We start from the raw sequence: 25,273 nt of genomic DNA, 5'->3' as shown, positions 1-25,273 counted from the left end.
AGGCCCTGCATGCAGCCGAAACGCGCAGCCGTGCTGGGCGGGGGCCCGGGAGGGCTCTACGCCGCACGCCTGCTCAAGCTGGCTTACCCGTCGTGCGAGGTGGCCGTGCACGAGCAGGGCACGCCGGACGCGACGTTCGGGTTCGGCGTGGGATTGGCGGCGGGCACGCAGCGGAAGCTGGCCGCGGCGGACCCGGACACCCTGCGGGCCTTGGTGGCCGCCGGCACCCGGCACGACATGACCATGCGCGTCGGCGGCCGGACCGCGCGCGTCCGCAACGACCGGCTCATCGGGGTCGCCCGCACCGAGCTGCTCGCCATCCTGCAGCAGCACGCCGAAAAAGCCGGGGTGCGGCTCGAGTTCGGCGTCCGCCGCGACGCCGCCGAGCTGGACGCGGACTTCGTCGTCGCCGCGGACGGCGTCGGCAGCGCGACCCGCGAGTCCGGCTCGTTCGAGGGGCACACCGAGGTCGGCCGGGGCCTGTACCTGTGGTGCGGCACGGATTTCGCCCTCGAAGACGCCGTCTTCGCGCCGGTGCGCACCGAGTACGGCACGTTCGTCACGCACGCCTACCCGTACTCCGGCGGGCGCAGCACGTTCCTCATCGAGACCGACGAACGGACGTGGCGCACCGCCGGGTTCGACGCCACGACCGAGGCGACCCCGCCCGACGAGTCGGACGAGAAGTCCCTGCGCTACCTGGAAGAGGTCTTCGCCGAGCAGCTGCGCGGCCACCCGCTGATCGGCAACCGCACGCGCTGGCTGCGGTTCCGGACCGTCCGCTGTGGACGGTGGGCGCACGGCCGCACGGTGCTGCTCGGCGACGCCGCGCACACCGCGCACTTCTCCATCGGCTCCGGCACGAAACTGGCGATGGAGGACGCGATCGGGCTCGTCGACGCTCTGCGCTCGTCGCCGGACATCGAGACCGCGTTCGAGCGGTACGAAACGGCCCGCCGCCCGGCGGTCGAGCGGCTGCAGGAGCTCGCGCGCCGCAGCCAGCTGTGGTGGGAGTCGTTCCCCGCCCGGCTGGACCTGCCGGTCGAACGGCTGATGGTCGCCTACATGACCCGGGCGGGCAACGTCCCGCTCGACCGGTTCGCGACGACGGCTCCGGACCTCGTCGCCGCCGCGCTGGCGCGCTACGCGCCGGGCGCGCCACCGGACGGGGACGTCGTCCGGTGGGTGCTCGACCAGCCCCTCGACCACGACGGCGGGCGCTTCCCGGACCGCCGCGCCGGGCGCTCGGCCGCGGAGCTGGTCACCATGGAGTGCGTGGTCACCGATCCGTGGGACGCCCGGGGCGACGCCGTCGTCGCCCGAGCGCGGCACGCCCGTGCCCAGGGCGCGCCCGGGTTCCGCGTCACCGGCCCCGACGATCGTCCCTCGGTGCTGACCCGGCTGGACGTCGCCGAGCGCGTCCGCACCGAGGCGGGCGGGCTGGTCGTGGTCGAAGGCCCCGCGGCGCTGGCCGCGGACCTGGCCGCCGGGCTGGTCAGCGGCCGCACCGACCTGGTCACCCTGACGGGGGAGCCGGCATGAGCAAGCTGGTCGGCTATCCCGACGAACTGCGCCGCGCCTACCGCGACGCCGGGCTGTGGGGGACCCGCACGATCGCGCAGGAGCTGCGCGAGGTCGCCCGCGTCCACCCGCTGCGGCCCGCGGTGATCGCGCTCGACGGCGAGCTGACGTTCGCCGAGCTGGACGAGCGCGCCGACCGGCTCGCCGCCGGGCTGCACCGCCTCGGCCTGGTGCCGGGCGACCCGGTGCTGTTCCAGGTCACCAACCGGCTCGGCGCGATCGTCGCCTGGTACGGCGTGCTGAAGGCCGGGCTCGTGCCGGTGGCCACGCTCGCCGCCCACCGCGGGCACGAGATCGGGGAGATCAGCCGCCGGGTCGGGGCGCGGGCGCACCTCGTCGAGGCGGGCACGCGCGGGTTCGACCTCGTCGAGTTCGCCGTCCGCCAGCGCGACGGACACCCCACGCTGCGGCACGTGCTGACCCTCGGCGCGGGGGACGACGACCGGGGCGTGGCCGTGGAAACCCTGGGCCAGGACGTCGATCCGGCCGAGGCGCGCCGGACCGTGGACCGGATCCAGGCCGGGATCGACGCCGACGCCGTGGCGGTGTTCCAGCTCTCCGGCGGCACCACGGGCGTGCCGAAGGTGATTCCCCGCCTGCACGCCGAGTACTGGTACAACGCCCGCGCCTACGCCGGAAGCTGGGGCTGGACGGCGGAAACCCGCGTCGCGCACCTGATCCCGATCATCCACAACGCCGGGATCGTGTGCGCGGTGCACGGCCCGCACAGCGTCGGCGCGTGCCTCGTCCTCGGCACCGCCGACCTGGACGAGTCGCTGCCCCTGCTCGCTCGTGCGGGCGCCACCCACGTTCTGCTGGGGCACGGGCACTTCAAGGCCGTCGAGCACCCGGCGTTCGAGGCCGTGGCCGCCGCGGTGACGCAGGTGGTCCTGTCCGGCTCGAAGGTCCCCGCCGCGTTGTTCGACGACCTCGAGCGCCGCGGGCTGTGGTCGGGTCAGCTGTTCGGGATGGGCGAAGGCCTGTTCCTCACCACTCGTCCCGGCGCGTCGCGGACCGCCCGCGCCACCACCGTCGGCACCCCGTTGTCCGAACGCGACGAGGTCCGCATCCTGGAGCCCGGCACGGAAACCGAGCTGCCCGACGGCGAGGTCGGCGAGCTGTGCTGCCGCGGCCCGTACACCCTGCGCGGCTACTTCGACGCCGAGGCGCACAACAAGCAGGCGTTCACTTCGGACGGCTTCTACCGCACCGGAGATCTCGCCGTGGTGCAGGCGCACGGCGGGGAGAAATGCGTCGCCATCGAAGGCCGCATCAAGGACCTCATCAACCGCGGCGGCGAGAAGATCAACGCCGAAGAGGTCGAACTGCTGCTCCTGCGGCACCCCCGCGTGAGCGCGGCGGCCGTGGTCGCCATGCCGGACCCGCGCCTGGGCGAACGGACCTGCGCGTTCGTCGTCGCCGACGGCGCGCCGCTGACGCTCGAGGACGTGCGGCGGCACTTCGCCGAGCTGGACGTCGCGAAGTTCAAGTGGCCCGAACGCGTCGAGAACGTCGAGGCGATCCCGCGCACCCTCGTCGGCAAGATCGACAAGAAACGCCTGCACGCCGAAATCACCGCGAAACTGGCGGCCGAAGCCGTGACCACCGGAGGCACCCGATGACCGACCCCCGTCCGCTGCACCGCGTCGGCTTGGTGGTGCCGAGCTCGAACGTCACCGTCGAGACCGAGATCCCGGCGTTGCTCGCCCGCCACAAGGATACGCGATTTTCCTTCCACGCCAGCCGGATGCGCATGCACCAGGTTTCGCCGGAGGAGCTGCGCGCGATGAACGCCCAGCGCGAGCGGTGCGTCGACGAGCTCGCCGACGCGGGCGTCGACGCGCTGCTCTACGCGTGCCTCGTCGCCCTGATGGCCCAAGGACCGGGGGAGCACCAGCGCACCGAAAAAGCCGTCACCGAGCAGCTCGCTGCCCGTGGCCGGAACCCCGCCGTGCTGTCCAGCGCCGGAGCGCTGGTCGAAGGGCTCGAAGCCCTCGGCGCGCGGCGGATCGCCCTGGTGACCCCGTATCTGCGGCCGCTGGCCGAGCAGGTCGTGGCGTACCTGGAGGCCGAGGGCTTCGAGGTCGTGGACTGGGCGGCGCTCGAGGTCGCGGACAACGCGGAAGTCGGCTGCATCCCCGGCGACCGCGTGCTGGCGGCCGCCCGCGGGCTCGACCTCGCCCGGGCGGACGCGCTGGTCATCTCGGCGTGCGTGCAGATGCCGTCGCTGGCACTGGTCGCCCCGGCGGAGGAGGAATTCGGGCTGCCGGTGCTGTCCGCGGCGACCGCGGGGGCGTACAGCCTGCTGCGGCACCTCGGCCTGACACCCGCGCTCACCGGTGCCGGGCGGTTGCTGTCCGCCCCTCTACCATCACCGTCATGAGCGGCAAGGCACCGCGGGCGCAGTCCCGCAAGAAGGGCGAGACCGGCCGCGTGGGCACGGCCCGCCGCGAGCTGGTCGAGTCCGAGCTGTACGAGCACGCGACGCGCCTGTTCGCCGAACGCGGGTTCGCCGGAACCAGCCTCCAGGACATCGCCGAGTCGCTCGGCATCTCGCGGCCCGCGCTGTACTACTACGTGAAGAGCAAGGAAGAGCTCCTCGCGCGCCTGGTCACCGAGGTGACGAACGGCCCGCTGGACGACCTCCAGCAGCTGGTCGCCACCGAGGGGCTCGACCCGGTCGCGAAGGTGCGCGGGATCGTCGAGGTCGTGGTGCGCCACCGCGCGTCCCAGCCCGAGCGGTTCCGCCTGCTGATGCGCTCGGAGGCCGACCTGTCCGACGAGCTGACGGAGGCGTACGACCACAGCCGCCGCGCGATCCTGAAGATCATCGCGACCGCGATCGACGACGGCGTCCGGGCGGGCGTGTTCCGCCCGGTCGACTCCCGCATCGCGGCGCTCGGCGTGCTGGGCATGGGCAACTGGGTGTCATGGTGGTTCCAGCCGGGCGGCCGCGACAGCGTCGACGACGTGGTCGAGCAGCTGGGCGACATGGCGATCGGCGGCCTGCAGCGCGACGAGCACCGCGCGCTGGCGGACGGCACGCCGGCGGCCGCGTTGAAGATGCTGCGCCAGGACCTCGACCACCTGGAGCGGATCATCGGCTCCTGACCGAGTTTTTTCGGAAGGCCCCTTCGCCCGCGGGTGGAGGGGCCTTTCGCGTGCCGTCACCTGAGCCCGGTTCCCCAGCGCCCCAAGGCGGCCTTGGTTGCGTCTGACGCACCGAAGGCCGCCTTCGGTGCGTCTCACGCACCGAAGGCCACATTGGGGCGCTGGGGCCTCACATGGTCGTCGTCACATGTGTCGAACTATTGACGCGATCGTCGAGACCCGCGTAGCGTCGGACACAGAACGACAGAGTCTCTGGAGGCACCCATGACCGAGCTGGACCACCGGGTCGCCGGCGTCGACCACGTCGCGTTCCCCACCTTCGACCCGGCCGCGACCGTGCGCTTCTACCGGGACGTGCTGGGTTTCCCGGTCGTGCACTCGATCTGCGCGGCGGGCTGGGGACCCGAGGACCACCCGGACTTCATCCACTTCTTCTTCGACATCGGCAACGAAGACCGGATCGCGTTCTTCTACTACTTCGGCACCGAGCCGAGCGTCGGCGGCGCAGCCGGCGCGAAGGGCGACGTCTACGCGCGGTTCACCGCAGACGTGCCGGACTTCTTCGTGCGCTCGCGGCACCTGGCCATCCACGTCGACAGCGAGGAAGACCTGCTGGAGTACCGCCGCCGCCTCGACGCGAGCGACTGGCCGGTCGAAATGCAGATCCAGCACGAGACCATCGAGTCGATCTACACCCACGACCCGAACGGGTACATGTTCGAGATCACCCGCGCGATGCGGCCGGTGACCCCGCAGGAGGACCTCGACGCGAACATCACCATCGACGCGCTGCTCGACGTCGTCGCCGAGCCCGAGCCGACCTTCGGGAAGCTGCTGGCGCGCAAGGCGGAGCTGATCGTCGAGAGGGCGGCGGACTGGGAGCTGGCCCGCACCGGGCGGGAGGCGGGCCGGTGACCGCGCTGTACGTGCTGGACGTCCCGGAGAACACACCGGTCGCGAAGGTCGCCGCCGAGGACGCCGCCGTCACCGTCGGCCGGGTCGGGCCGTACTTCGAGATCCGGGCCGACGGGCCGATCGTGATCGACCGCCGCGCCACGGGCTGCCGCCACGCCGTCTGGTACTCATGCGTCGCCGGCGTCTCGCGCGACAGCCACATCACCCAGCACGACAAGGACGCTCTGCGCGTGGAGGTGCGGTGAGCCTCGGCGCGGGCCGCTACCTGGCGGCGGGGGAGCGGCCGCCCGAGGTGGTGACGTCGGTGCACGAGCTGACGACGGCGGACGGCGCGACCGTGCGCGGCGTGCTGGCCGTGCCGCCCGGCGCGCGCACGGTGGTCTGCCTGACGCACCCGCGCCAGGATGTCACGCACCACCCGCTCGTGCCGTTGCTGCTGCAAGCCGGAGCGGCGGTGTGGACCCAGCACACCCGGTCGGTGAACAACGACCTGACCCTGGTGCACGAACAGGCCCTGCTCGACGTCGCCGCGGGCCAGGAGTTCCTGCGGGAGCGAGACTTCGCGTCGATCGTCCTGTTGGGACACTCCGGCGGCGGGACGCTGTTCGCGTTCTACCTCGAACAGGCGGCCCTGCCGCCGGGCGCCCGCATCGCCGCGACCCCCGGCGGACGGCCGACGAAGCTCGCCGACGCGCGGATGCCCCTCGCCGACGGCGTCGTGTTCCTCGCGCCGCACCCGGGGCAGGGCAAGCTGCTGCTGAGCTGCATCGACCCGTCGGTCGCCGACGAGGCGGACCCGCTGTCGGTGGTCCCGGAGCTGAACACCTACGACCCGGCCAACGGGTTCGCCGAACCACCGCGGAGTTCGGCCTACTCGGCCGAGTTCCTGACCCGCTACCGCGCGGCCCAACGCGACCGCGTCGCGCGGATCGACGCGGTCGCGCGCGAGCACCTGGCCCGCGCGGCCGAGGCGCGGTCGGCGTTCAAGGCGTCCGGCCTGGCCGCGGACCGCCGCCGGTCGCTGGCCCCGAAGATCATCACGGTGTTCCGCACCGACGCCGACCCCCGCACGGTCGACCTGACCCTCGACCCGAGCGAGCGCCCGTACGGGTCGCTGTTCGGCAAACGCCCGGACCTGATCAACTACGGCCAGGTCGGCTTCGGCAGGCTGACCACTCCCGAGGCGTGGCTGTCGACGTGGTCGGGGCTCAGCTCGAACGCCGACTTCGTGCGGTGCGCACCCGGCGTCACGACACCGACGTTGTTCGTCGAGCTGACCGGCGACCAGGCGGCGTTCCCCGCCGACACCCGTCGCATGATCGACGCGCTCGGCGCCGACGACCTCACGACGGCCACCGTCCGCGGCCGCCACTTCGGCGGCGCGATCGCCGAGGGCGAGCCGACGGGCAACGAGCTGGCGGCCGCGGAGATCGTGACGTGGCTGGGGAAGCGCTTCGAGCTGGCTTAGACGACCCCGGCCGCGATCAGCTGCTGCCAGATCTCACCCTGGTCGACGACCTCGACGCCGTGCTTCTCGGCCTTGGTGAGCTTGGCGGCACCGACGTCGGCGCCGGTGATGAGCAGGTCGGTGCTCGCGGAGACCGACGAGGCGATCGTCGCGCCCGCTTTCTCGCAGAGCCGCTGGAAAGTCGGGCGCGGCACCTTCTCCCCGGACCGCGGGTCGCTGATCGCCCCGGTGACGACGACGGTCTTGCCCGCCAGCGGCGCTCCGGCCGCGACGACCGGCGGAAGGTCCTCTTCGCGCACGTCGAGGGAGACGCCCCGCTCCCGCAGCCGTTCGAGCTCGGGCCGCAGCCGGGTGAGGTGTTCGATGAGCGAGGCGGCGACCTTCGGCCCGATGTCGTCGACGGCGACGAGTCCTTCGACCCCGGCGTCGGCGACGTCTTCCAGCGACCCGAAGCCGGCCCGGCACAACCGGGCGGCGGTGCCTTCCGAGGCCATCGGGATGGCGAGGCCGATGAGGGCGCGCCGGAGCCCGACCCCGCGGCTGGCGTCGATCGACTCGATCATCCGCGTGGCCGAGACTTCGCCGATGCGGTCGAACTCCAGCAGCCGCTCCTTGGTGAGCCGGTAGAAGTCCGAGGGGTGCTCGAGATCGCCGGACTCGGCGAGCCGTTCGATCCAGACGCCCCCGATGGCATCGATGTCCGCGGCGGCCCGCGAGGCCCAGTGGATCAGCCGCCGCACGGTCTGGGCGGGACAGGCGACGTTGGTGCAGAAGAGCTCACGGCTGTTGCCCTGCTCGGTGAGCGGCTGCGCACAGGAGGGGCAGGTGCTGGGCGGCACGATCTCGCGTTCGGCCCCGGTGCGCTTGGACTCGTCGAGCACCCCGGCCACGAACGGGATGACGTCGCCGGCCCGCCGGACGAGGACGGTGTCCCCGATCTTGATGCCCCGCGCCCGGATGACCTCCTGGTTGGCGAGCGTGGCCCGGGTGACGGTGGTCCCGCCGACGAAAACGGGCTCGAGCCAGGCGACGGGAGCGATCTTCCCGGTCTTCCCGACATCCCAGACGACGTCGGCGAGCACGGTGGTCTTCTCTTCGGCGGCGAACTTGTAGGCGAGGGCGCCACGGGGAGAGCTGGACCGGGTCCCGGCGGCGGCGTAGGCGTCCCGGTCGGCGAGCCGCATGACGGCACCGTCGAGGTCGTAGTCGAGGGAGTCGCGCTGCCGTTCGATCTCCCCGATCCGAGCTTGGGCTTCGGCGGCATCGGCACACCGCCGCATCTCGGCGGCGGTGAAGCCGAGACTGTGCAGGGCGGCCCCGAGATCGGCATCGGCGTTGTCGGGTTCGGTGTCGAGATCGAAGGCGAAGAACCGAAGCCGCCGCTCGGCGACGGTGGCGGGATCCTTGGCCCGCAGCGTCCCGGCGGCGGCGTTGCGCGGGTTGATCAGCGGCTTGTCGGGGTGCGCGGTGTTGTAGGCGGCGAAGGTGGAGCGAAGCATGACGGCCTCACCCCGAACCTCGACCCGCCCGGAAGCACCGAGCTTTTCAGGGACCCCATCGGTGAGCGCCCGAACGAGCGGAGTGACGTCATCTCCGGTGGTGCCGTCCCCCCGGGTGACGGCCCGGGCGAGCCGCCCGTCTTCGTAGACGAGGGCGAGCGAGAGCCCGTCGAGCTTCGGCATGACGACGACGGGCTGCCCGGGAAACCGATCGAAGAAGGCGACGACCTGCTCGGGCTTGGTCGCCTTCTCGAGCGAGAGCATCGGCCGGGAGTGCCGCACGGGAGCGTGCAGCACGGAGGGCGCACCGACCTGCTCGAGCGGGTTGGGATCGGGAGCGAGCTCAGGATGAGCCTCGACGAGCCCCCGAAGCTCATCCTCGACGGCGTCGTACTCAGCGTCGGCGACGAGGGGCGAGCCCCGGTAGTAGGCGTCGCGCAGGGCGACGATCCGATCGGCGAGTTCCTGAATGCGTTCCCGAGCGTCCACGGGAGGAACGCTACCGGTAGCCACCGACAATCCGCCTGAAAGGGACGGCCTTCGAACCCGGACCATCCGGGAAACCGGCTGTTACTGTCGAGACGTGTCCGAAGCGTTGACCCAAGACCCGGGCCCGGCGGCCCGCGTGAGGCTGTGCAGCCGCCGGGACAACGGCTGGTCTTCGCTGCAGGTGCGCCTGCTCGACAACGCGGAAGAGGCGGAGCTGGACCTGCCGCCGGGCCCGGACCAGGTGATCGTCCTGGTCACCCGCGGCACCACCACGATCGAGTCACACCACGGAGCGACGTGGCGACGCGCGGCGTATGTCCCGGGCTCGATCGGCCTGACCGCACCGGGCCACCCGACGCGGCTCCGCTGGCGCGGCCCGGAACGCACCGCGACGACGCACATACACCTCCCGGGCCCCCTGATCGACCGCACGGCACTGGACCTCTGGGGCCGCGACGCCGCTCGTCTCGGCCGTCCGGACGCGCTGTCGGTCGAAGACCCCGTCCTGGCCTCGGTGGTCGAAGCCCTCGGCGCGGCAGCGCTGGCCGGAGCCGACGAGCTTTACGCGGAATCGGCGGCGACGTTCCTCGCCGTCCACCTCCTCACCCGGCACGCGGTAGCGCCCCCACCCCGGGAGATCGGCCGCGACGAGCTGCGGACCCGCCGGGCCGTCCAGTTCATCCGGGACAACCACCACCTCCCGCTGTCGCTGGCGGACATGGCCGCCGCGGCGGACCTGAGCACCTTCCACTTCCTGCGCGTCTTCAAGACCGCCACCGGCCAGACGCCCTACCGGTACCTGACCCGGATCCGGGTCGAACGCGCCTGCCGCCACCTCGAACGCGGTGTCCTGTCGGTCACGGAAATCGCGCAGGCGTGCGGGTTCGCCACGCCCTCGCGGTTCGCTTCGGCCTTTCGTGCCCAAATCGGACAGTCGCCGTCGGCGTACCGGACGGCGGTGCGCGGACCGGCGCAATAAACGGCGTCCCCGGTAGCAATCACAGGAAGGCGCCCCCGCCGGCGCGCGGGTTAGCGTCGCCTCAGTGTCAGGGTGATGTTGCCGCTGTTGCGGTGGTTGGGATCCTGGCCGCTGGTGATCTGGCTCGTAGCGTCGCTGCCGCCCGTGGGTTGGCGATCATGCGTTGTGCCGGTCACCGGTGAGCCGGGGCCGGCCGGCGTGACTTGATAGGAGCGTGGCAGCGCCCCTCACTGAGGTGTGTCCGCCGGCCGGCCCAGCCGTCCCTTCGAGCTGGAAGGAGACCATCCCCATGGTGGTGATGCTGGGTATCGATGTCCACAAGAACACCCACACCGCGGTCGTGGTGGACGAGGTCGGCCGCAAGCTGGGCGAGAAGACGGTCCGCGCGACGGATGCCGGCCACCGGCAGCTGTTGCGCTGGACATTGCGTCAGTGGCCATCGCAGCAGGCGCGGTTCGCGGTGGAGGACTGCCGGCACGTCTCGACCCGGCTGGAGCGGGCGCTGCTGGGTGCGGGGCAGACCGTGGTGCGGGTAGCGCCCAAGCTGATGGCCGGCGCGCGGTCGGCGGCCAGGACCCGCGGTAAGTCCGACCCGATCGACGCTCTGGCCATCGCGCGAGCGGCGCTGCGGGAGCCGGACCTGCCGGCTGCTGTCCACGATGAGGCTTCGCGGGAGGTGAAGCTGCTGGTCGACCACCGTGAGGACATGGTCGCCACCCGCACCCGGATGCAGAACCGGCTGCGTTGGCACCTGCACGAACTCGACCCCGAGCTTCGATCCCGCCGCCCGTGGCCTGGACCGGCGCTGCGAGCTGGACCGGCTCACCGCGTGGCTGGCCCGGCAGCCGGCGTCGATGGTGGTGCGCATCGCCGCCGAACTGGTCACCGACATCCGCGACCTCACCGTCCGCATCAACGCGCTCGAACGCGAACTGGCGACCCGCATGACCCAGCAGGCACCGCAGCTGCTCGCCCTGCCCGGCTGCGGCGCGCTGACCGCAGCCAAAATCGTCGCCGAGACCGCGAACGTGACCCGGTTCCGCTCCGAAGCCTGCTACGCCATGCACGCCGGTGTCGCCCCCATCCCCGCCAGCTCCGGCAACACCACCCGCCACCGCCTCGCCCGCGGCGGCAACCGTCAGCTCAACGCCGCCTTGCACCGCATCGCCGTCACCCAGATCCGCCTTACCGGCCCCGGCCGCACCTACTACCAACACCGCCGCAGCAACGGAGACACCACCATGGAAGCACTCCGCGCCCTCAAACGACGCCTCGCCCGCGTCGTGTTCAACCTCCTCCGAACCGACACCACACCCCGCACAGCCGCACTCCCCACAGCGGCTTGACATAGGAGCAACGCGTGTCCACTCCAGAAACCACCGTCGAGGCGACGGTCAACGGCGAGGCCGTGCGGCTCGGCGTCGACCCCCGGGAGTCGCTGCTCGACGTGCTGCGCGAACGGCTCGGCCTCACCGGCACCAAGAAGGGCTGCGACCAGGGCCACTGCGGGGCCTGCACGGTGCACCTCGGCGGGCGCCGCGTGGTGTCCTGCCTGACGCCCGCCGTGCAGGCCGCCGGCCAGGACGTCACCACCATCGAAGGCGTCGCCGGCCCGGACGGCGGGCTGCACCCGCTGCAGCAGGCGTTCGTCGACAACGACGCGCTGCAGTGCGGCTACTGCACGCCCGGCCAGATCATGTCCGGGCTGGCCTGCATCGCCGAAGGCCACACCGGGGACGACGACGAGATCCGCGAGTACCTGAGCGGCAACCTGTGCCGCTGCGGTGCCTACGTCGGCATCGTCGCCGCCGTCCGGCAGGCCGCCGAGGCCGCGAAGGGGGAGAGCTGATGCGTCCCTTCGCCTACGTCGCCCCGGCCACCGTCGGTGCCGCCGTCGACGCGCTGCGCGACGCCGCGCCCGGTACCAAGGTGCTGGCTGGCGGCACCACGCTCTACGACCTGATGAAGCTGGGCATCGAGACCCCGCCCGCGGTCGTCGACGTGCACCGGCTGCCGGAGCTGACGACCATCGAGACCGGCCCGGACGAGCTCGTCTTCGGGGCCGGGGCCCGGATGGCCGACGTCGCCGACCACCCGGTCGTGCGCGCCGAGTACCCCGCGCTGTCCGAGTCGCTCTGGCGCGCGGCGTCGCAGCAGCTGCGGAACATGGCGACCGTCGGCGGGAACCTGTTGCAGCGCACCCGGTGCGGCTACTTCCGCGGCGGCCCGGAGTTCCCCTGCAACAAGCGCGAACCCGGCAGCGGGTGCGCCGCGCTCGGAGGCCACGACCGCACGCACGCCCTGCTCGGCGCGAGCGACGCCTGCATCGCGACGTACCCGGGTGACTGGGCGATCGCGCTGCTCGCCTTCGACGCGGTCGTCGACGTCGTCGGCCCGCGCGGGGAACGGACCGTGCCGCTCAAGGACCTGCACGTCGAGCCGGGTGACGACCCGACGCGCGAGCACGTCCTCGACGCCGACGAGCTGATCCTCCGCATCCGCGTCCCGGCCACGCCGGCCGGCCGGGGGAGCACCTACCTGAAGATCCGCGACCGCGAGTCCTACGCCTTCGCGCTCGCGTCGGCCGCCGTCGCGCTGACCGTGGCCAACGGCGCGGTCGCCGACTGCCGGATCGCGCTCGGCGGCGTGGCCACCCGGCCCTGGCGGGCAGAGGAGGCCGAACGCGCGTTGCGCGGCGCGCCGCTGACCGCCGAGGCCGCCCGCCACGCCGGCGAAATCGCCTTCGCCGGCGCGCGGCCCGGCACCTACAACGGATTCCGAGTCGAATTGGGCATCCGCACCGTCGCCGACGCCGTGCGCATGGCCGGGGAGAGAGCCACCCGATGACCGACACGCGCCGTGTCGACGCCTACGAGAAGGTCACCGGCCGGGCCGCCTACGGCACCGACCGCGTCCCCGACGGCGTCGCCTACGCCACGCTCGCCCTGGCCCGGATCGGCCGCGGCCGGGTGTCGCGGGTGGACACCGCCGCGGCGGAAGCCGTGCCGGGGGTCGTGCTCGTCGTGACCCGGTTCGACGCGGAAGAGCTGCGCGGCCCCGGCTTCATCATGGGCGGCGGGTTCTCCTTCCAGAGCCTGCAGCCCCTGGTGGACGACCACATCGCGTACCGCGGCCAGCCGATCGCGCTCGTCGTGGCGGACACGCTCGTCGCCGCGACCGAGGCGGCCGAGCTCGTCACCGCGGAGTACGAGACCGAAGCCTTCGCGGTCCACCTGGGCGACGAAGGTGCGACCACGCTGGTCCAGGAAGAAGCCATCCCGCTGCCGTTCCTCGCCGACATCAAGGTCGGCGACGCCGACGCGGCGGTCGACGCCAGCCCGGTGCGGATCGACAGCACCTACGAGCACGCGGCGCAGCACGCGGTCCCGATGGAGCTGAACGGCGGCGTCGTCGAGTGGCGGGACGGCAAGCTCATCGTGCACGAGGGCACGCAGAACGCGGCGGCGCTCCGGCACGGGCTGGCCCAGCAGCTCGGCCTCGACGCGGCGGACATCGAGGTCCGCTCGCCGTACGTCGGCGGCGGCTTCGGCCAGAAGAACTCGCTGCAGCCGCACCTGGGACCCCTGGCGCTGGTGGCCCGGCGCCTGGGCCGGCCGGTGAAGCTGGTGCTGGCCCGCACGCAGACGTTCCACAACGGGAGCTTCCGCCCGGCGACCCGTCACCACGTCCGGCTGGGCGCGGACGCCGGCGGCCGCATCCTCGCCGCCGTGCACGAGGTCGACCAGCAGACGTCCCGGCACGACCTGTTCCCGGCGATGCACACCGAGGTCACCTCGCGCCTCTACGGGTTCCCGGCGTTCCGCGGCCGGCACCGCCTGGTGCAGACGGACGTCCAGACGCCGGGCTACATGCGGGCGCCGTTCGAGAAGCTCGGCGGCGTACGCGTTCGAGTCGGCGGTCGACGAGCTCGCGTACGCGACCGGCCAGGACCCGGTCGCGCTGCGGCTGGCCAACGACACGATGACCGACCCGGTGACCGGGCGGCCGTTCTCGACCCGGTTCCTGGCCGAGTGCCTGCGCCGCGGCGCGGAGAAGTTCGGCTGGGCCGACCGGAACCCGGAGCCGGGCTCGATGCGCGCGGACGACGGTTCGCTGGTCGGCTGGGGCGTCGCGGCGGGCAACTACCCGGGCAGCATCGTCCCGGCGGTCGCGCACGTGACGGCGACGGCGGACGGCCGGGTCACGGTGGGCGTAGACGGCCACGAGATGGGCCAGGGCATCCGCTCGGCGGTGGCGCTGCTGGTGGCGGGCGATCTGGGCATCCCGGCGAGCGACGTCGAGGTGCGCGTCGGCGACACCCGGTACGCGGCCCAGCACCTCACGGCTGGATCGTGGGGCACGGCTTCGGCGCTGCCCGCGGTCCACGCGGGCCTGCGGGAGCTGCGCAAGCACCTGGACGTCGCGGACACGGGCGAGGTCGACGTCGCGGCGGCGGTCGAGCGCGTGGGGCACCCGGTGGAGGTCGAGGCCGCCACGCTCGGGCCGGGCCAGCCGCCCGAGGCGGTGGACCAGGCGAAAGCCGGCCACCTGGCGATCTCGGGCCCGGTGTACCCGGAGTTCAGCACGTTCAGCTGGATCGCCCATTTCGTGGAGGTCCGCGTGGAGCCGACGACGTGCCGCATCCGCGTGCCGAGGGTGGTGAGCGTGGTGGACTGCGGCCGGGTGGCGAGCCCGGTGACGGCGGCGAGCCAGGTCCGCGGCGGCGTGGTGTGGGGCATAGGTGGGGCGTTGCGCGAGGAGAGCCTGGCCGACCCGAGGTTCGGCGGCTTCCTCAATTCGACGCTCGAGGAGTACCCGATCATGGTCAACGCGGACGTGGGCCGGATTGATGTGGACTTCGTGGACGAGCCGGACCTGCGGTTCAACCCGGTGGGGGTGAAGGGTCTGGGAGAGGTGGCGATGGTCGGAGTCGCGGCGGCGGTGGCGAACGCGGTCCACCACGCGACCGGGCGGCGCCACCACCGCCTGCCGATCCGCCTCGATGACGTCCTCTAGCCGGGACCTGGACGACCGGCCATCGGTCTGCAGGCCGGACGCACTGGGCCCGGCGGAGCTGGAAGGCATCCGCCGGGCCCAGCCCCACCGAGGGCTACGAGGGTTGGTGTTCGTCCTGCCGGTGACGGCATTGCTGGCGGCGGGAGCGGGAGGCCCGGTACCGACGCTGGAAGCGCTCGGGCCGTTCGTGACGTTCGCGCTCCCGATCGTGGCGATGATCGCGTTCTGGTGGGAGGACTGGCCGGGCAGCCTGTTGAGAGGAGGCTGGCCAGGCATTTCGGACACGGCGCTGGTGGCGGCCGGGGGAGCGGTGCTGACCTTGCTGGGCCGGGCGGTGACCGGAACGGCATCGGTGCCGTTGGCGGCGGGCATCTTCACGTTGATGCTGCAGCTGACATTGGTGGGCGAAGGTTGGCCACTGAGGGGCCGAGGAACGCGCTGGCCGGGAGTGGCGGCACTGGCGGTGTGCTGGGCGGCGGGCTGGGGAGTCTATTCAGGACTGGTCGAGACGGGCCTGGTGCCGGGCGAGGAGTTCGCGGCGTGGTTCGCGGTACTGGGCGCATGGCAGATGGTCTGGTACGTGGCGCTGAGAGGATGGCCATTCGCCCGAATCCGAAGCCGCGCGGTCAGGTTGTCCGTCGCGCATGTCGCGGTGATCGCATGTGCGTGGGCAACGTATTTCGCGGCCCCACCGGAGAAGATCGCGGCAATAGCGGGCGCGGCGATCGCGTCGGTACTGGTGGTGGCAATGCTGTTCGAGGCATGGCCGGGAGTTCGTTTAGGACCAGTGCCCGGCCGCACGCTGGTGCTGGCGCTGGTGGCGCTGCTGACGGCGGCGTTGTCCTGGGTGGTGCCATGGGTGGCGAGGTGGGCAGAGGTACCAGAGCATTTGGTACCGGGCTGGACAACGCACACAACGCTGAACGCGTTGAGCTTGGCGGTGATCCTCCACGTAGCGGTGTGGCGCAGATGGCCCGCCGCCAGGCGGGTTGAAAAAGAGGAGCTGGGTGGTCATCCCGTCGCCTGAGGCCGTCAAAATCACTTTGAGCCAGGCCCGCAACTACCTCTTCAACGTGAGTTAGCTACGGAGGCTTGCGGGCCTGGCTCAAAGTGATAGGCCTCAATCAGGCGACGGGATGACCACCCAGCGGCCCCCACGAGAACGCAACGGGACTACGAAGCCCCGGCCATCCCAGAGCCTGCCCGTCCGGCGAGGACATGTCTTTAAAGAAGGCGGGCCCGACATCCCCCGCCCCTCCTCGCGGAGTGTTCAGCCGCCGGTTGACCTTGTCAAGGCGGGAAAGCGTGCCTTGACAAGCTCAACCGTCGACTGAAGGGCGGCGAGGACGAGGGGCGGGGGAGGTCTGGTGATGTCGTGCCTGCTTTGCGTTGCCGGCCGCCGGTTCACGAACGCGAAAAAGACTGCGGCGGCCGCGTCACGAACTCAGCTTGGACCGCGCCGCCAGCTGCTCGCTGATCTCCGCCAGCAGCTCATCGGCCGCATCACCCAGCGCCTCCAGGTCGGCAAGCGTCGTCTCCCCAGTGCTCACGGGCACAGCTCCTCCTCGATAGCCGCATGACAGACAACGACGGCATCCGCGAACGCGGTATGCACACGCAAATACTCCTCAAGGCCGACACTGTCGTCAGCCCAGGCATGCCACCGGACGTGCGCCTCGGCGACATCCAGCTTGGCGGCGGCAGCGACCTTCACCGGACTAGCGCCGGCCAGGACCGCCTGGTGCATGAGGGACGGCGATGCGCGCCGGGCGAGCTCGGCCAGCGCCGCGAGGCGGGCCAGCTCCGTCAGCGCGTCGGGCGCGACCGGGCGGTGGCGAGGTCCCGGCACCGGATGGGGGTTCTCGCGGCCGTCGGTCAAGACGCTGGTCATCGGATGACTCCTGGGCGGAAGCGGTGAAGCAACCTGAACGGCGGACGTTTACCCCGCTCTGAGCGGCGTAAACGAGGTGTCTGGTGATCTTCACCTCACCGGGTCGGGTGCGACACGCCTACCCAGTCGGGTAGCTAATCTTGATTCATTCCAGAAAATGCGGCAGACTCGCCGCCGTGCCCACGACCACGGACTTCGAGCGGATGCTGCGGGACGCCGCCCTGCGCGTCACGCGGCCGCGCCTTGCTGTGCTGTCCGCGGTGCACGGCCACCCGCACGCCGACACCGACTCGATCATCGGGGCCGTGCGGGACCACCTCGGGGAAGTGTCCCACCAGGCCGTCTACGACGTCCTGCGGGCACTCACCGGAGCGGGGCTGCTGCGGCGCATCCAGCCGCCCGGCTCCGTCGCCCGGTACGAGGCCCGCGTGGGGGACAACCACCACCACGTCGTGTGCCGGTCGTGCGGGGCCATCGCCGACGTCGACTGCGCCGTCGGCAGTGCTCCTTGCCTGACCGCTTCGGACGCCCACGGCTTCGTGATCGACGAAGCCGAGGTCGTCTACCGGGGCCTGTGCCCCGACTGCTCCACCGCGCCGAGTTCCTGAACACCTTTTGTCCCGGAAGGATTCCAGTGTCTGACAGTGCTGACGCCAAAGTTGGCGAGTTGAACGAAGAGGCCGCGGGCGGCTGCCCCGTCTCGGCCGGGCGTCGCAACCACCCGACCGAGGGTGCCGGAAACCGCGACTGGTGGCCGAACCAGCTCAACCTGAAGATCCTGCGCAAGCACGCGGCCGTCGCCAACCCGATGGACGACGGGTTCGACTACGCCGCCGAGTTCAAGACCGTCGACCTCGACGAGCTCGCGAAGGACGTCGACGAGGTGCTGACCACGTCGCAGGACTGGTGGCCCGCCGACTTCGGGAACTACGGCCCGTTCATGATCCGCATGGCGTGGCACAGCGCCGGCACCTACCGCGTCGAAGACGGCCGCGGCGGGGCGGGCGCCGGCATGCAGCGCTTCGCGCCGCTGAACAGCTGGCCGGACAACGGGAACTTGGACAAGGCGCGGCGGCTGCTGTGGCCGGTCAAGAAGAAGTGGGGCAAGAAGGTCTCCTGGGCCGACCTGATGATCTTCACGGGCAACCGCGCCCTGGAGACCATGGGCTTCAAGACCTTCGGCTTCGCCGGCGGCCGCGCCGACGTGTGGGAGCCGGACGAGGACGTCTACTGGGGCCCCGAGCGCACCTGGCTGGGCGACGAGCGCTACAGCGGTGACCGCAACCTCGAGAACCCGCTCGCCGCGGTCCAGATGGGCCTCATCTACGTCAACCCCGAGGGCCCGAACGGCAACCCGGACCCGCTGGCCGCGGCCCGCGACATCCGCGAGACGTTCGGCCGGATGGCGATGAACGACGAGGAGACCGTCGCCCTCATCGCCGGTGGCCACACCTTCGGCAAGACCCACGGCGCGGCCGACCCCGACCAGCACGTCGGCCCCGAGCCGGAAGGCGCCTCTCTCGAGGAGCAGGGCCTCGGCTGGAAGAACTCGTTCGGCTCCGGCAAGGGCCGCGACGCCATCACCAGCGGCATCGAGGTCACCTGGACCCCGACACCGACGCAGTGGAGCAACTGGTTCTTCCACAACCTCTTCGAGTACGAGTGGGAGCTCACGACCAGCCCGGCCGGCGCCCACCAGTGGACGCCGAAGGACAACAAGGCGAAGAACACCGTCCCGGACCCCGAGGACGGCAAGCTCAACCGCGCCCCCGGCATGCTCACCACCGACCTGGCGTTGCGCGTCGACCCGGTCTACGAGCAGATCTCGCGCCGGTTCTACGAGAACCCGGACCAGTTCGCCGACGCGTTCGCCCGCGCCTGGTTCAAGCTGACCCACCGCGACATGGGCCCGATCCAGCGCTACCTCGGCCCGCTGGTGCCGCAGGAAGAGCTGATCTGGCAGGACCGCGTCCCGGCCGTGGACCACGAGCTGGTCGACGACGCCGACGTCGCGTCCCTCAAGGCGCAGCTGCTCGGCTCCGGCCTGACGATCGCCCAGCTCGTCTCGACCGCGTGGGCGTCGGCCTCGACGTTCCGCGCCAGCGACAAGCGAGGCGGCGCCAACGGTGCCCGCATCCGCCTCGAGCCGCAGCGCGGCTGGGAGGTCAACGAGCCCGACCAGCTGGCGCAGGTGCTGCGCACGCTCGAGAACATCCAGGAGTCCTTCAACGGCGCCCAGACCGGCGGCAAGAAGATCTCCCTGGCCGACTTGATCGTGCTGGGCGGTGTCGCCGCCGTCGAGCAGGCCGCGAAGGACGCGGGCGTCACCCTCACGGTGCCGTTCACGCCGGGCCGCACCGACGCGACGCAGGAGCAGACGGACGCGGACTCGTTCGCGCCGCTGGAGCCGACCGTCGACGGGTTCCGCAACTACCGCGGCAAGGGCCACCGCCTGCCGTCGGAGTACCTGCTGCTCGACCGCGCGAACCTGCTGAACCTGAGCGCGCCGGAGATGACTGTCCTGGTCGGTGGCCTGCGCGTGCTGGGTGCGAACTACCAGCAGTCCCCGCTGGGCGTGCTCACCGAGACGCCGGGCAAGCTCACCAACGACTTCTTCGTCAACCTCCTCGACATGGAGACGGAGTGGAAGTCGACCTCGGAGGACCAGGAGACCTTCGAGGGCCGTGACCGCGCCACCGGCGAGGTCAAGTGGACGGGCACCCGCGCCGACCTGGTGTTCGGCTCCAACTCGGAGCTGCGCGCCCTGGCCGAGGTGTACGCGAGCGACGACGCCAAGGAGAAGTTCGCCCGCGACTTCGTGGCGGCGTGGACCAAGGTGATGAACGCCGACCGGTACGACCTGGTCTGAGTTCCCGGCTTCGCGCCCGCGTCCGGCACTCCTCAGAGGGTGCCGAACGCGGGCGCGAGTCGTTCCAGCTCCTCGACGGCGGCGGCGAAGTCGTCGCCGTGCGGGGGAAGCAGGACGACGTGGTCGGCGCCCGCGGCGAGGTGGGCGCGCGCTTTGGCCGGGATTTCCGGGTCGTCGGTGGCCACGGTCAGCCCGGTCACCAGCAGCTTGCCGGGGCCGAGCGTGGCCCGGGCGGCCGCGGTGAACTCCGGCGGTTGCCCGGCCGGGAAGGCGCCGTCGGCCAGTTCGGCGGCCAACGCGAGCATCTTGGGCCCGTTGGCGGCGAGCAGCCGCGGGTATTCCGCCGCGGGCGCGGGCGGCGACGTCGTCGCGGCCATCCGGGACAGGTAGTCCCGGACTGTCCGCAATGGACTGCCGTAGTCGCGGCCTGCCGCGGCGGCCTGCTCCCGGTAGCCCGCGCCGATGCCGAGGACCAGCCGTCCCGGGTAGGCCTCGGCGAGCTGCGCGGCGGCGGCGTGCAGCACCTGCGGCTCGCGGGCCCAGATGTTCGCGATGCCGGTGCCGAATCGCAGCGTTTCCGTGGCGGCCAGCAGGATCGCCAGCTGCACGAGGGCGTCCTTGCCGCCGACGACCTCGTTCGTCCACACGGTCCGGTACCCGGCCCGTTCGAGCCGCCGGGCGGCGTCGCGCTGGGCGCCGGCGGGGGCCGTCGTGGTGAAGGAGATCGGCAGGTAGACGCCGACCGGGCCGAGGTCCGTCACCGCGAGCCCGCCGCGAAGTAGTGCCCGGCGTCGAGGTCGGCGAGCAGGCCCGGCTGCTCCGGCCGCCAGCCGAGCAGTTCGCGGGTGCGCGCCGCGGATGCCGGGATGTCGAGCGCGAAGAGCGCGCCCACGAAGCCGAAGTGGCCGACCGCCTCCTCCGGCGCGATCGGCTTCACGGGCACGTCCAGGTGCCTGCCGATGACTTCGGCGATCTCTTTGACCGCAACGCCTTCGTCGCCGATCGCGTGCAGTCGCGTACCCGCGGGCGCCGACTCGAGCGCCAGGCGGAACACCCGCGCCGCGTCGAGGCGGTGCACGGCGGGCCAGCGGTTGGCGCCGTCGCCGGGGTACGCCGAAAAGCCCTTGTCACGGGCGGCGGCGAGCACGCGCGGCACGAAACCCTTGTCGCCTTCGCCGTGCACGCTCGGGGGCAGCCGCACGACCGAGACGCGGACACCGCGTTCGGCGAAGGCGAGTGCCGCCGTCTCGGTGCCGAAGCGGGGCGAGGTGAGCGACGCGGGGTCGGGCGTCGAGTCCTCGGTGGCGACTCGCCCGGGAACCAGGCCCGCCGTGCCGGAGGTGATCACCAACGGGCGCCCGGACTCGGCGAGCGCGTCGCCCAGTGCCTCGATCGCCGTCCGGTCCTGCGCCGCGGCGGCGGCGAAGTCGGTGAAGTCGTGGTTGAAGGCGAGGTGGACGACGCCGTCGGCCGCGGCGGCCCCGGCGCGCAGGATCTCGAGGTCGTCGAGGGATCCGCGGTGCGCCTCGGCGCCGATGGCTTCGAGCGCGGCGGCGGAGGCGTCCGAGCGGGCGAGGCCGAGGACCTGGTGACCCGCGCCGAGCAGCTCGCGGACGACGACGCTGCCGACGAAACCGGTGGCGCCGGTGACGAACACACGCATGGTGGTGCACTCCTTGGAGTGGGGTTCTCCTTCCACCGTGGCTGCGCGAACCGGGCCGGGTCCAATGAGTGTTTCGCGAAGCGTGATGCGGTTCGCGCATGACCGCAGCTCAAGGCGCTATGCTGGAGACATGCCCGAACCGGATCTCGACCTCCGCTTGGTCCGCGGCTTCACGGTCGTCGCCGAGCGGGGCCACTTCGGCCGCGCCGCCGCCGAGCTGCACCTGACGCAGTCGTCGCTGAGCCGCCAGATCGTCCGGCTGGAGCAGCAGGTGGGGGCGCGGCTGCTGGACCGCACGCCGCAGGGCACCCGGCTGACGGAGGCGGGCGAGGCGTTCCTCCCGCTGGCGGTCGAGCTGCTGCGCACGGCGGCGGGGGCGGCCGCGCACGCGCGGTCGGTCGCCCGGCCGCGCCGGATCACGGTCGGCTACATGGCGAACCTGATCGTCACACCGGCGGTGCGCGAGCTGCGGCACCGCCACCCGGACGCGGAGGTGCGGACGAAGCACCTGGAGTGGGACGACAGCCGCGCGGCACTGCTGGAGCACCGCGTCGACGTGGCGGTGCTGCGCCTGCCGTTGCGGACGGGCGGCCTGCACGTGACGGTGCTCTACGACGAGCCGCGGGTCCTGCTGGTCTCGAGCGAGCACCGGCTGGCGGGCAAGGAGTCGGTGACGCTCGACGACATCGCGGACGAGCCGCTGCCCCGGGCGGCGGACCCGGAGTGGGACGCGTTCTGGCGCATCGACCCCCGCCCCGACGGCCGCCCCGCCCCGGACGGCCCGCACCTGAGCGCGATGGAGGACAAGTTCGAGCTGGTGGCGAGCGGCCAAGCGGTGGCGATCGTCCCGGTGGGCCCGGGCAGCGTCAGCAGCCTCCGCCCGGACTTGACGACGGTCCCGTTGGAGGGCGTCGAACCGGCACACGTCGCGGTGGCGACCAGGGCCGGGGACCGGAGCCCGCTGGTGGCGTCGTTCCGCAAGTGCGCGGAGGCGGTGCTGACCGGCCCGCCGGCCTGAGCGCGCCCGGCCGCTACGAAGACGCGGGCAAGGCGGCGACCTTCGCCGCGAGGTGCCGCGCGGAGTTCACCGCGGTGTGGTGCCGGGTGAGCTGCTCGACGATGGCGCGGATCCGGGCCCGATCCGTCACTTCGGCGGGCGCGAAGTGCAGCGCCGTGAGGAGCGAACAGGCCGTCTCGTCGGGTTTCCGCCAAGCCCACCAGGCCCGCGCCATGTCGGTGAAGTGCCGTGCCCGGCGTTCGGGCGTCGGCAGTGCGCGCACGTCCACCTGACGGCCGGCTTCGACGGCGGTGCCGGCGTCGCCGAGTGCCCAGTGCACGCTCACGCGGTACATGCGGGCGTTCGCGGTCGCCCGGTCGGCGATTTCGGGAGGGACGCGGTCACGCAAGCACGAAGCCGCCCGCGCGGCTTCCCCGATGGCGGCCAGCACGGTGCTCCGGTCTTCGTTCTGGGCGGCCACGTAGGCGTGTGTGCACATGACCTGGACGTAGGAGATCGCCTGCCGGACGTCGGTCAACCCGGTCCGCTCGATCAGGTTCGCCGCACGGAGGCTGACCAGGTTCGCGGTGGCCGTCTTTCCCTCGTGCCGCAGCACGATCGTGAGGCCCCGGTCGGCGGCCGCCATCGCCAAGGGGGAACCGCTCTGGCGGGAGACCCGGATCGAGTTCTGCGCGGTGAGCCGCGCGGCCCCGACGAGCCCGACCTTGTCCAGCAGATCCGTCGCCAGATCGTTCACCTGGCAGTACCGTTCCATCGCGTCCGGGTGACCCGACTCCAGCTCCTGGTCCGCCAACCTGAGCAGATCGGGGAGGTGGCGCAGCACCACGGCGTTGCGTCCCTGGTCGTACCAGGCCCGCGCGGTGGCCAAGGTCCGGCCGAGCATGCCGGGTGGCGCGTCGATCCCGGGGCTGACGCCCGCCAGCACGCTGTCGAGACTGCTGAGCAGGACGGCGGGCACGGTCGCACCCGTCAGCGTAAGGAAAGAACGACGATGGATCGGGTCCTCCTCGGCCGGGTTCGCTCCTGAGGTGACGCTAGGCGATGGAGCGTCATCAAGGCCGAGAGCCACGCCGACCTGATGGGGTGGAATCCGCAGCTTTTCCGCGAGCGCTTTCGCCAGGCGGATGTCCGGCGTCTTCATCAGCCCGCTCTCGAAGCGCGACAATGTCGAAGTCGAAATGTTGACCTGGGCGGTCGTTGGCCGCCATCCCGATTTTCGGCGTGTCACCCGCCCCTCTTGATACGAGCAATCCGGGCGCGGCCGACGAGCGGTCGATGAGGAGCAGTTGACACCCGGGATGGGAATCGTCGTCGACGTGGTCGGTTACGGCCGGCGCAGTGTCGCGCGCCAACGTGAGGTGCAGCAACGGCTGTTCGCGGTGATGGCCGGGATCCCGGACGCGGTCGGCGTCGACCCGGAACGCGTCCGGGTGGCCGGCGGGCTCGGCGACGGCATGGTCCTGCTCTTCCCGCCCGAGATCGACGTGACTCGCGTGCTGCCCCGGCTGGTGCGAGCGATGGCCGAGCGCGTCGACGCCGACAACCGGCGGTACCGGGATCGGATGCGGATTCGCCTGGCGGCGGGCTTCGGCCTGGCCGGGCGGGGGCCGCTCGGGCACGTGGGATCTTCGGTGCTCGAACTCAGCCGCCTCAACGATAGTCCGCCGGCGCGACGGGCGATGATCGACCGTGAAAACGCCGATCTGGTCGTCGTGGTTTCGCACCTGCTCTACCAGTTGATCGACCGATGTGGACGGTGTGCGGACGACTTGCCGCCGCTGAAACCCGTTACGGTGAGCGTGAAAGAGTACTACTCCACGGCCTGGATGTGGATCTGCGAAGGGTGACGGGTTTCAGCGGCACCGGACGAATTCCGTCACCGGGAAACGGAAGCGCCCGCCTTCGTGCGGGAGGCCTGCTCCGCCCGTTTGCGCTGGATCGCTTCCTGCGCGCGCTGCAATTTGTCGTGCCAGGCTCCTGAGTCGTTCATGGCGTGCTCCGAGGGACCGTTACGCGGGTGGAGTGCCGTGGCCGGACGCTGAACCCCGGCCACGGTCGGAGGATGCGGCCCGGCGCGCCGCCGGTGCCGCGAGGAAGAGGTACCCCGCCCACCTGCCCGTCAATTCCGGTTTTGTGTGCTCCACCAGGGTGAACTCAGTCGCGGGCTCCGGCGAGCCCGTCGAGGAACACGCGCACCAGCCGCTCCGCCGGTTCCGTTCGCTCCGGCGGTGCCGGGCCCGCCGCGAGTGCCGCTTCGTGCATCTCGAACAGCAGCGCCAAGTCCGCCGGTTCGAGGTCGGCTCGTACGCTGCCTTCGCGCTGGGCCCGCTCGAAAGCCGGGCGCAGCAACGAGATCAGCGCCTGCGTGTACTGGACCTGGCTGCGCACCGGCAGTTCGCGGAACAGCCGGACGAGCGGCCGACGCCGGGCTTGCATCGCCAGCACCAGCCGCAGCAGCTCGCGGAACGATTCGTTGCCGCGCACCAGGTTCTTGAACTCGGCCAGGTGGTGGGCGGCGACGGCGAGGGCCAGCGCCGTCCGGTCGGGGAAGTGCCGGTAGACCGTCGCCCGGCCGAGACCCGCGCGGCGGGCGACCTCGTCGAGCACGACGTCCGCTTCTTCGCTGAACGCCTCGTCCGCGGCGCGCAGGATCGCTTCGCGGTTGCGGCGGGCGTCGACGCGCCGGGGTACGGCCGCAGACGGTCGCCCAGCACGCATGGAGCCGAACACTACTCGCGAGTAGTGAGACCGGCAATCCGTTCCATCTCTCGGTT

Annotated in this window: 22 protein-coding genes and 2 pseudogenes; 18 read left to right on the top strand and 6 right to left on the bottom strand. The window is 71.9% G+C overall.

Annotation, left to right across the window (positions count from 1 at the left end; genetic code table 11):
• Positions 1-9 precede the first annotated feature (9 nt).
• From QP939_RS44390 to QP939_RS44360, 7 genes are all read left to right on the top strand, one after another.
• Positions 10-1,542: an FAD-dependent monooxygenase gene (locus QP939_RS44390; RefSeq protein WP_285452837.1), complete on the top strand. Its 1,533-nt coding sequence runs from the start codon at positions 10-12 to the stop codon at positions 1,540-1,542.
• Positions 1,539-3,203, top strand: coding sequence for a (2,3-dihydroxybenzoyl)adenylate synthase (locus QP939_RS44385; protein ID WP_285452836.1), 1,665 nt, complete (start codon positions 1,539-1,541; stop codon positions 3,201-3,203). Before QP939_RS44390 ends, QP939_RS44385 begins: the two co-directional genes overlap by 4 nt.
• Positions 3,200-3,964, top strand: coding sequence for a maleate cis-trans isomerase family protein (locus QP939_RS44380; RefSeq protein WP_285452835.1), 765 nt, complete (start codon positions 3,200-3,202; stop codon positions 3,962-3,964). The genes QP939_RS44385 and QP939_RS44380 overlap by 4 nt, the downstream gene beginning before the upstream one ends.
• Positions 3,961-4,692 carry a TetR/AcrR family transcriptional regulator gene (locus QP939_RS44375; RefSeq protein ID WP_285452834.1) on the top strand — a complete coding sequence of 244 codons (732 nt, stop codon included), beginning with the start codon at positions 3,961-3,963 and terminating at the stop codon, positions 4,690-4,692. The genes QP939_RS44380 and QP939_RS44375 overlap by 4 nt, the downstream gene beginning before the upstream one ends.
• Positions 4,693-4,956: 264 nt before the next feature.
• Positions 4,957-5,607, top strand: coding sequence for a VOC family protein (locus QP939_RS44370; protein ID WP_285452833.1), 651 nt, complete (start codon positions 4,957-4,959; stop codon positions 5,605-5,607).
• Positions 5,604-5,852 (top strand): hypothetical protein, encoded by a 249-nt coding sequence (locus tag QP939_RS44365; protein WP_285452832.1) that lies wholly within the window; start codon positions 5,604-5,606, stop codon positions 5,850-5,852. Before QP939_RS44370 ends, QP939_RS44365 begins: the two co-directional genes overlap by 4 nt.
• Entirely contained in the window at positions 5,849-7,075 is a 1,227-nt protein-coding gene (locus QP939_RS44360; RefSeq protein WP_285452831.1) for an alpha/beta hydrolase family protein, read from the top strand. Before QP939_RS44365 ends, QP939_RS44360 begins: the two co-directional genes overlap by 4 nt.
• Here QP939_RS44360 and ligA read toward each other — a convergent pair.
• On the bottom strand, positions 7,072-9,063 hold the full coding sequence (ligA, locus tag QP939_RS44355) for an NAD-dependent DNA ligase LigA (RefSeq protein WP_285452830.1): 1,992 nt from the start codon (positions 9,061-9,063) through the stop codon (positions 7,072-7,074). The two genes, QP939_RS44360 and ligA, sit on opposite strands and share 4 nt — an antisense overlap.
• A gap of 94 nt (positions 9,064-9,157) precedes the next feature.
• On the opposite strand from ligA, the gene QP939_RS44350 reads away from it, so the two are divergent.
• The 7 genes and pseudogenes from QP939_RS44350 (at position 9,158) to QP939_RS44315 (ending at position 16,085) form a co-directional block, all read left to right on the top strand.
• Complete coding sequence (locus QP939_RS44350) at positions 9,158-10,042, top strand: helix-turn-helix domain-containing protein (protein ID WP_285452829.1); 885 nt, start codon at positions 9,158-9,160, stop codon at positions 10,040-10,042.
• Between the two features lie 289 nt (positions 10,043-10,331).
• Positions 10,332-11,388 (top strand): annotated as a pseudogene (locus QP939_RS52335) (IS110 family RNA-guided transposase).
• Between the two features lie 14 nt (positions 11,389-11,402).
• Entirely contained in the window at positions 11,403-11,891 is a 489-nt protein-coding gene (locus QP939_RS44335) for a (2Fe-2S)-binding protein (protein WP_285452827.1), read from the top strand.
• Complete coding sequence (locus tag QP939_RS44330; protein WP_285452826.1) at positions 11,891-12,889, top strand: FAD binding domain-containing protein; 999 nt, start codon at positions 11,891-11,893, stop codon at positions 12,887-12,889. Before QP939_RS44335 ends, QP939_RS44330 begins: the two co-directional genes overlap by 1 nt.
• Positions 12,886-13,869, top strand: a pseudogene (locus QP939_RS44325) (xanthine dehydrogenase family protein molybdopterin-binding subunit); the annotation flags it as partial. The gene QP939_RS44330 and the pseudogene QP939_RS44325, both read left to right, overlap by 4 nt.
• 154 nt (positions 13,870-14,023) lie before the next feature.
• Positions 14,024-15,058 carry a xanthine dehydrogenase family protein molybdopterin-binding subunit gene (locus QP939_RS44320; RefSeq protein ID WP_352249062.1) on the top strand — a complete coding sequence of 345 codons (1,035 nt, stop codon included), beginning with the start codon at positions 14,024-14,026 and terminating at the stop codon, positions 15,056-15,058.
• Positions 15,059-15,164: 106 nt separating this feature from the next.
• Positions 15,165-16,085, top strand: coding sequence for a hypothetical protein (locus tag QP939_RS44315; protein ID WP_285452825.1), 921 nt, complete (start codon positions 15,165-15,167; stop codon positions 16,083-16,085).
• A gap of 519 nt (positions 16,086-16,604) precedes the next feature.
• On the opposite strand, the gene QP939_RS44310 is transcribed toward QP939_RS44315, so the two are convergent.
• Entirely contained in the window at positions 16,605-16,949 is a 345-nt protein-coding gene (locus QP939_RS44310) for a hypothetical protein (protein ID WP_285452824.1), read from the bottom strand.
• A 176-nt stretch (positions 16,950-17,125) separates the two neighbouring features.
• On the opposite strand from QP939_RS44310, the gene QP939_RS44305 reads away from it, so the two are divergent.
• The gene (locus QP939_RS44305; protein WP_285452823.1) at positions 17,126-17,557 is read left to right on the top strand and encodes a Fur family transcriptional regulator; all 432 of its coding nucleotides are present in this window, start codon (positions 17,126-17,128) and stop codon (positions 17,555-17,557) included.
• A 26-nt stretch (positions 17,558-17,583) separates the two neighbouring features.
• The gene (gene katG / locus QP939_RS44300; protein ID WP_285452822.1) at positions 17,584-19,818 is read left to right on the top strand and encodes a catalase/peroxidase HPI; all 2,235 of its coding nucleotides are present in this window, start codon (positions 17,584-17,586) and stop codon (positions 19,816-19,818) included.
• 32 nt (positions 19,819-19,850) lie between these two features.
• Here katG and QP939_RS44295 read toward each other — a convergent pair whose 3' ends face one another.
• A complete protein-coding gene (locus tag QP939_RS44295; protein WP_285452821.1) occupies positions 19,851-20,579 on the bottom strand; it encodes an LLM class flavin-dependent oxidoreductase in 729 nt (242 codons plus the stop codon).
• Complete coding sequence (locus QP939_RS44290; RefSeq protein ID WP_285452820.1) at positions 20,576-21,481, bottom strand: SDR family oxidoreductase; 906 nt, start codon at positions 21,479-21,481, stop codon at positions 20,576-20,578. The genes QP939_RS44295 and QP939_RS44290 overlap by 4 nt, the downstream gene beginning before the upstream one ends.
• 130 nt (positions 21,482-21,611) lie before the next feature.
• On the opposite strand from QP939_RS44290, the gene QP939_RS44285 reads away from it, so the two are divergent.
• A complete protein-coding gene (locus tag QP939_RS44285; RefSeq protein ID WP_285452819.1) occupies positions 21,612-22,499 on the top strand; it encodes a LysR family transcriptional regulator in 888 nt (295 codons plus the stop codon).
• 13 nt (positions 22,500-22,512) lie between these two features.
• On the opposite strand, the gene QP939_RS44280 is transcribed toward QP939_RS44285, so the two are convergent.
• Positions 22,513-23,457 (bottom strand): hypothetical protein, encoded by a 945-nt coding sequence (locus QP939_RS44280; protein ID WP_285452818.1) that lies wholly within the window; start codon positions 23,455-23,457, stop codon positions 22,513-22,515.
• A gap of 340 nt (positions 23,458-23,797) precedes the next feature.
• Here QP939_RS44280 and QP939_RS44275 point away from each other — a divergent pair, with 340 nt between their 5' ends.
• Positions 23,798-24,346, top strand: a complete 549-nt coding sequence (locus tag QP939_RS44275; RefSeq protein ID WP_285452817.1) for a hypothetical protein — start codon at positions 23,798-23,800, stop codon at positions 24,344-24,346.
• 307 nt (positions 24,347-24,653) lie between these two features.
• Here the strand turns inward: QP939_RS44275 and QP939_RS44270 are convergent, their stop codons facing one another.
• On the bottom strand, positions 24,654-25,217 hold the full coding sequence (locus QP939_RS44270; RefSeq protein WP_285452816.1) for a TetR/AcrR family transcriptional regulator: 564 nt from the start codon (positions 25,215-25,217) through the stop codon (positions 24,654-24,656).
• Positions 25,218-25,273 lie beyond the last annotated feature (56 nt).

Origin of the sequence: Amycolatopsis nalaikhensis, assembly GCF_030264295.1 — a bacterium.
Lineage (GTDB): Bacteria > Actinomycetota > Actinomycetes > Mycobacteriales > Pseudonocardiaceae > Amycolatopsis > Amycolatopsis nalaikhensis.
Note: the sequence above shows the minus strand (reverse complement) of the source record. Positions and strands in the feature narration are given on the sequence as shown.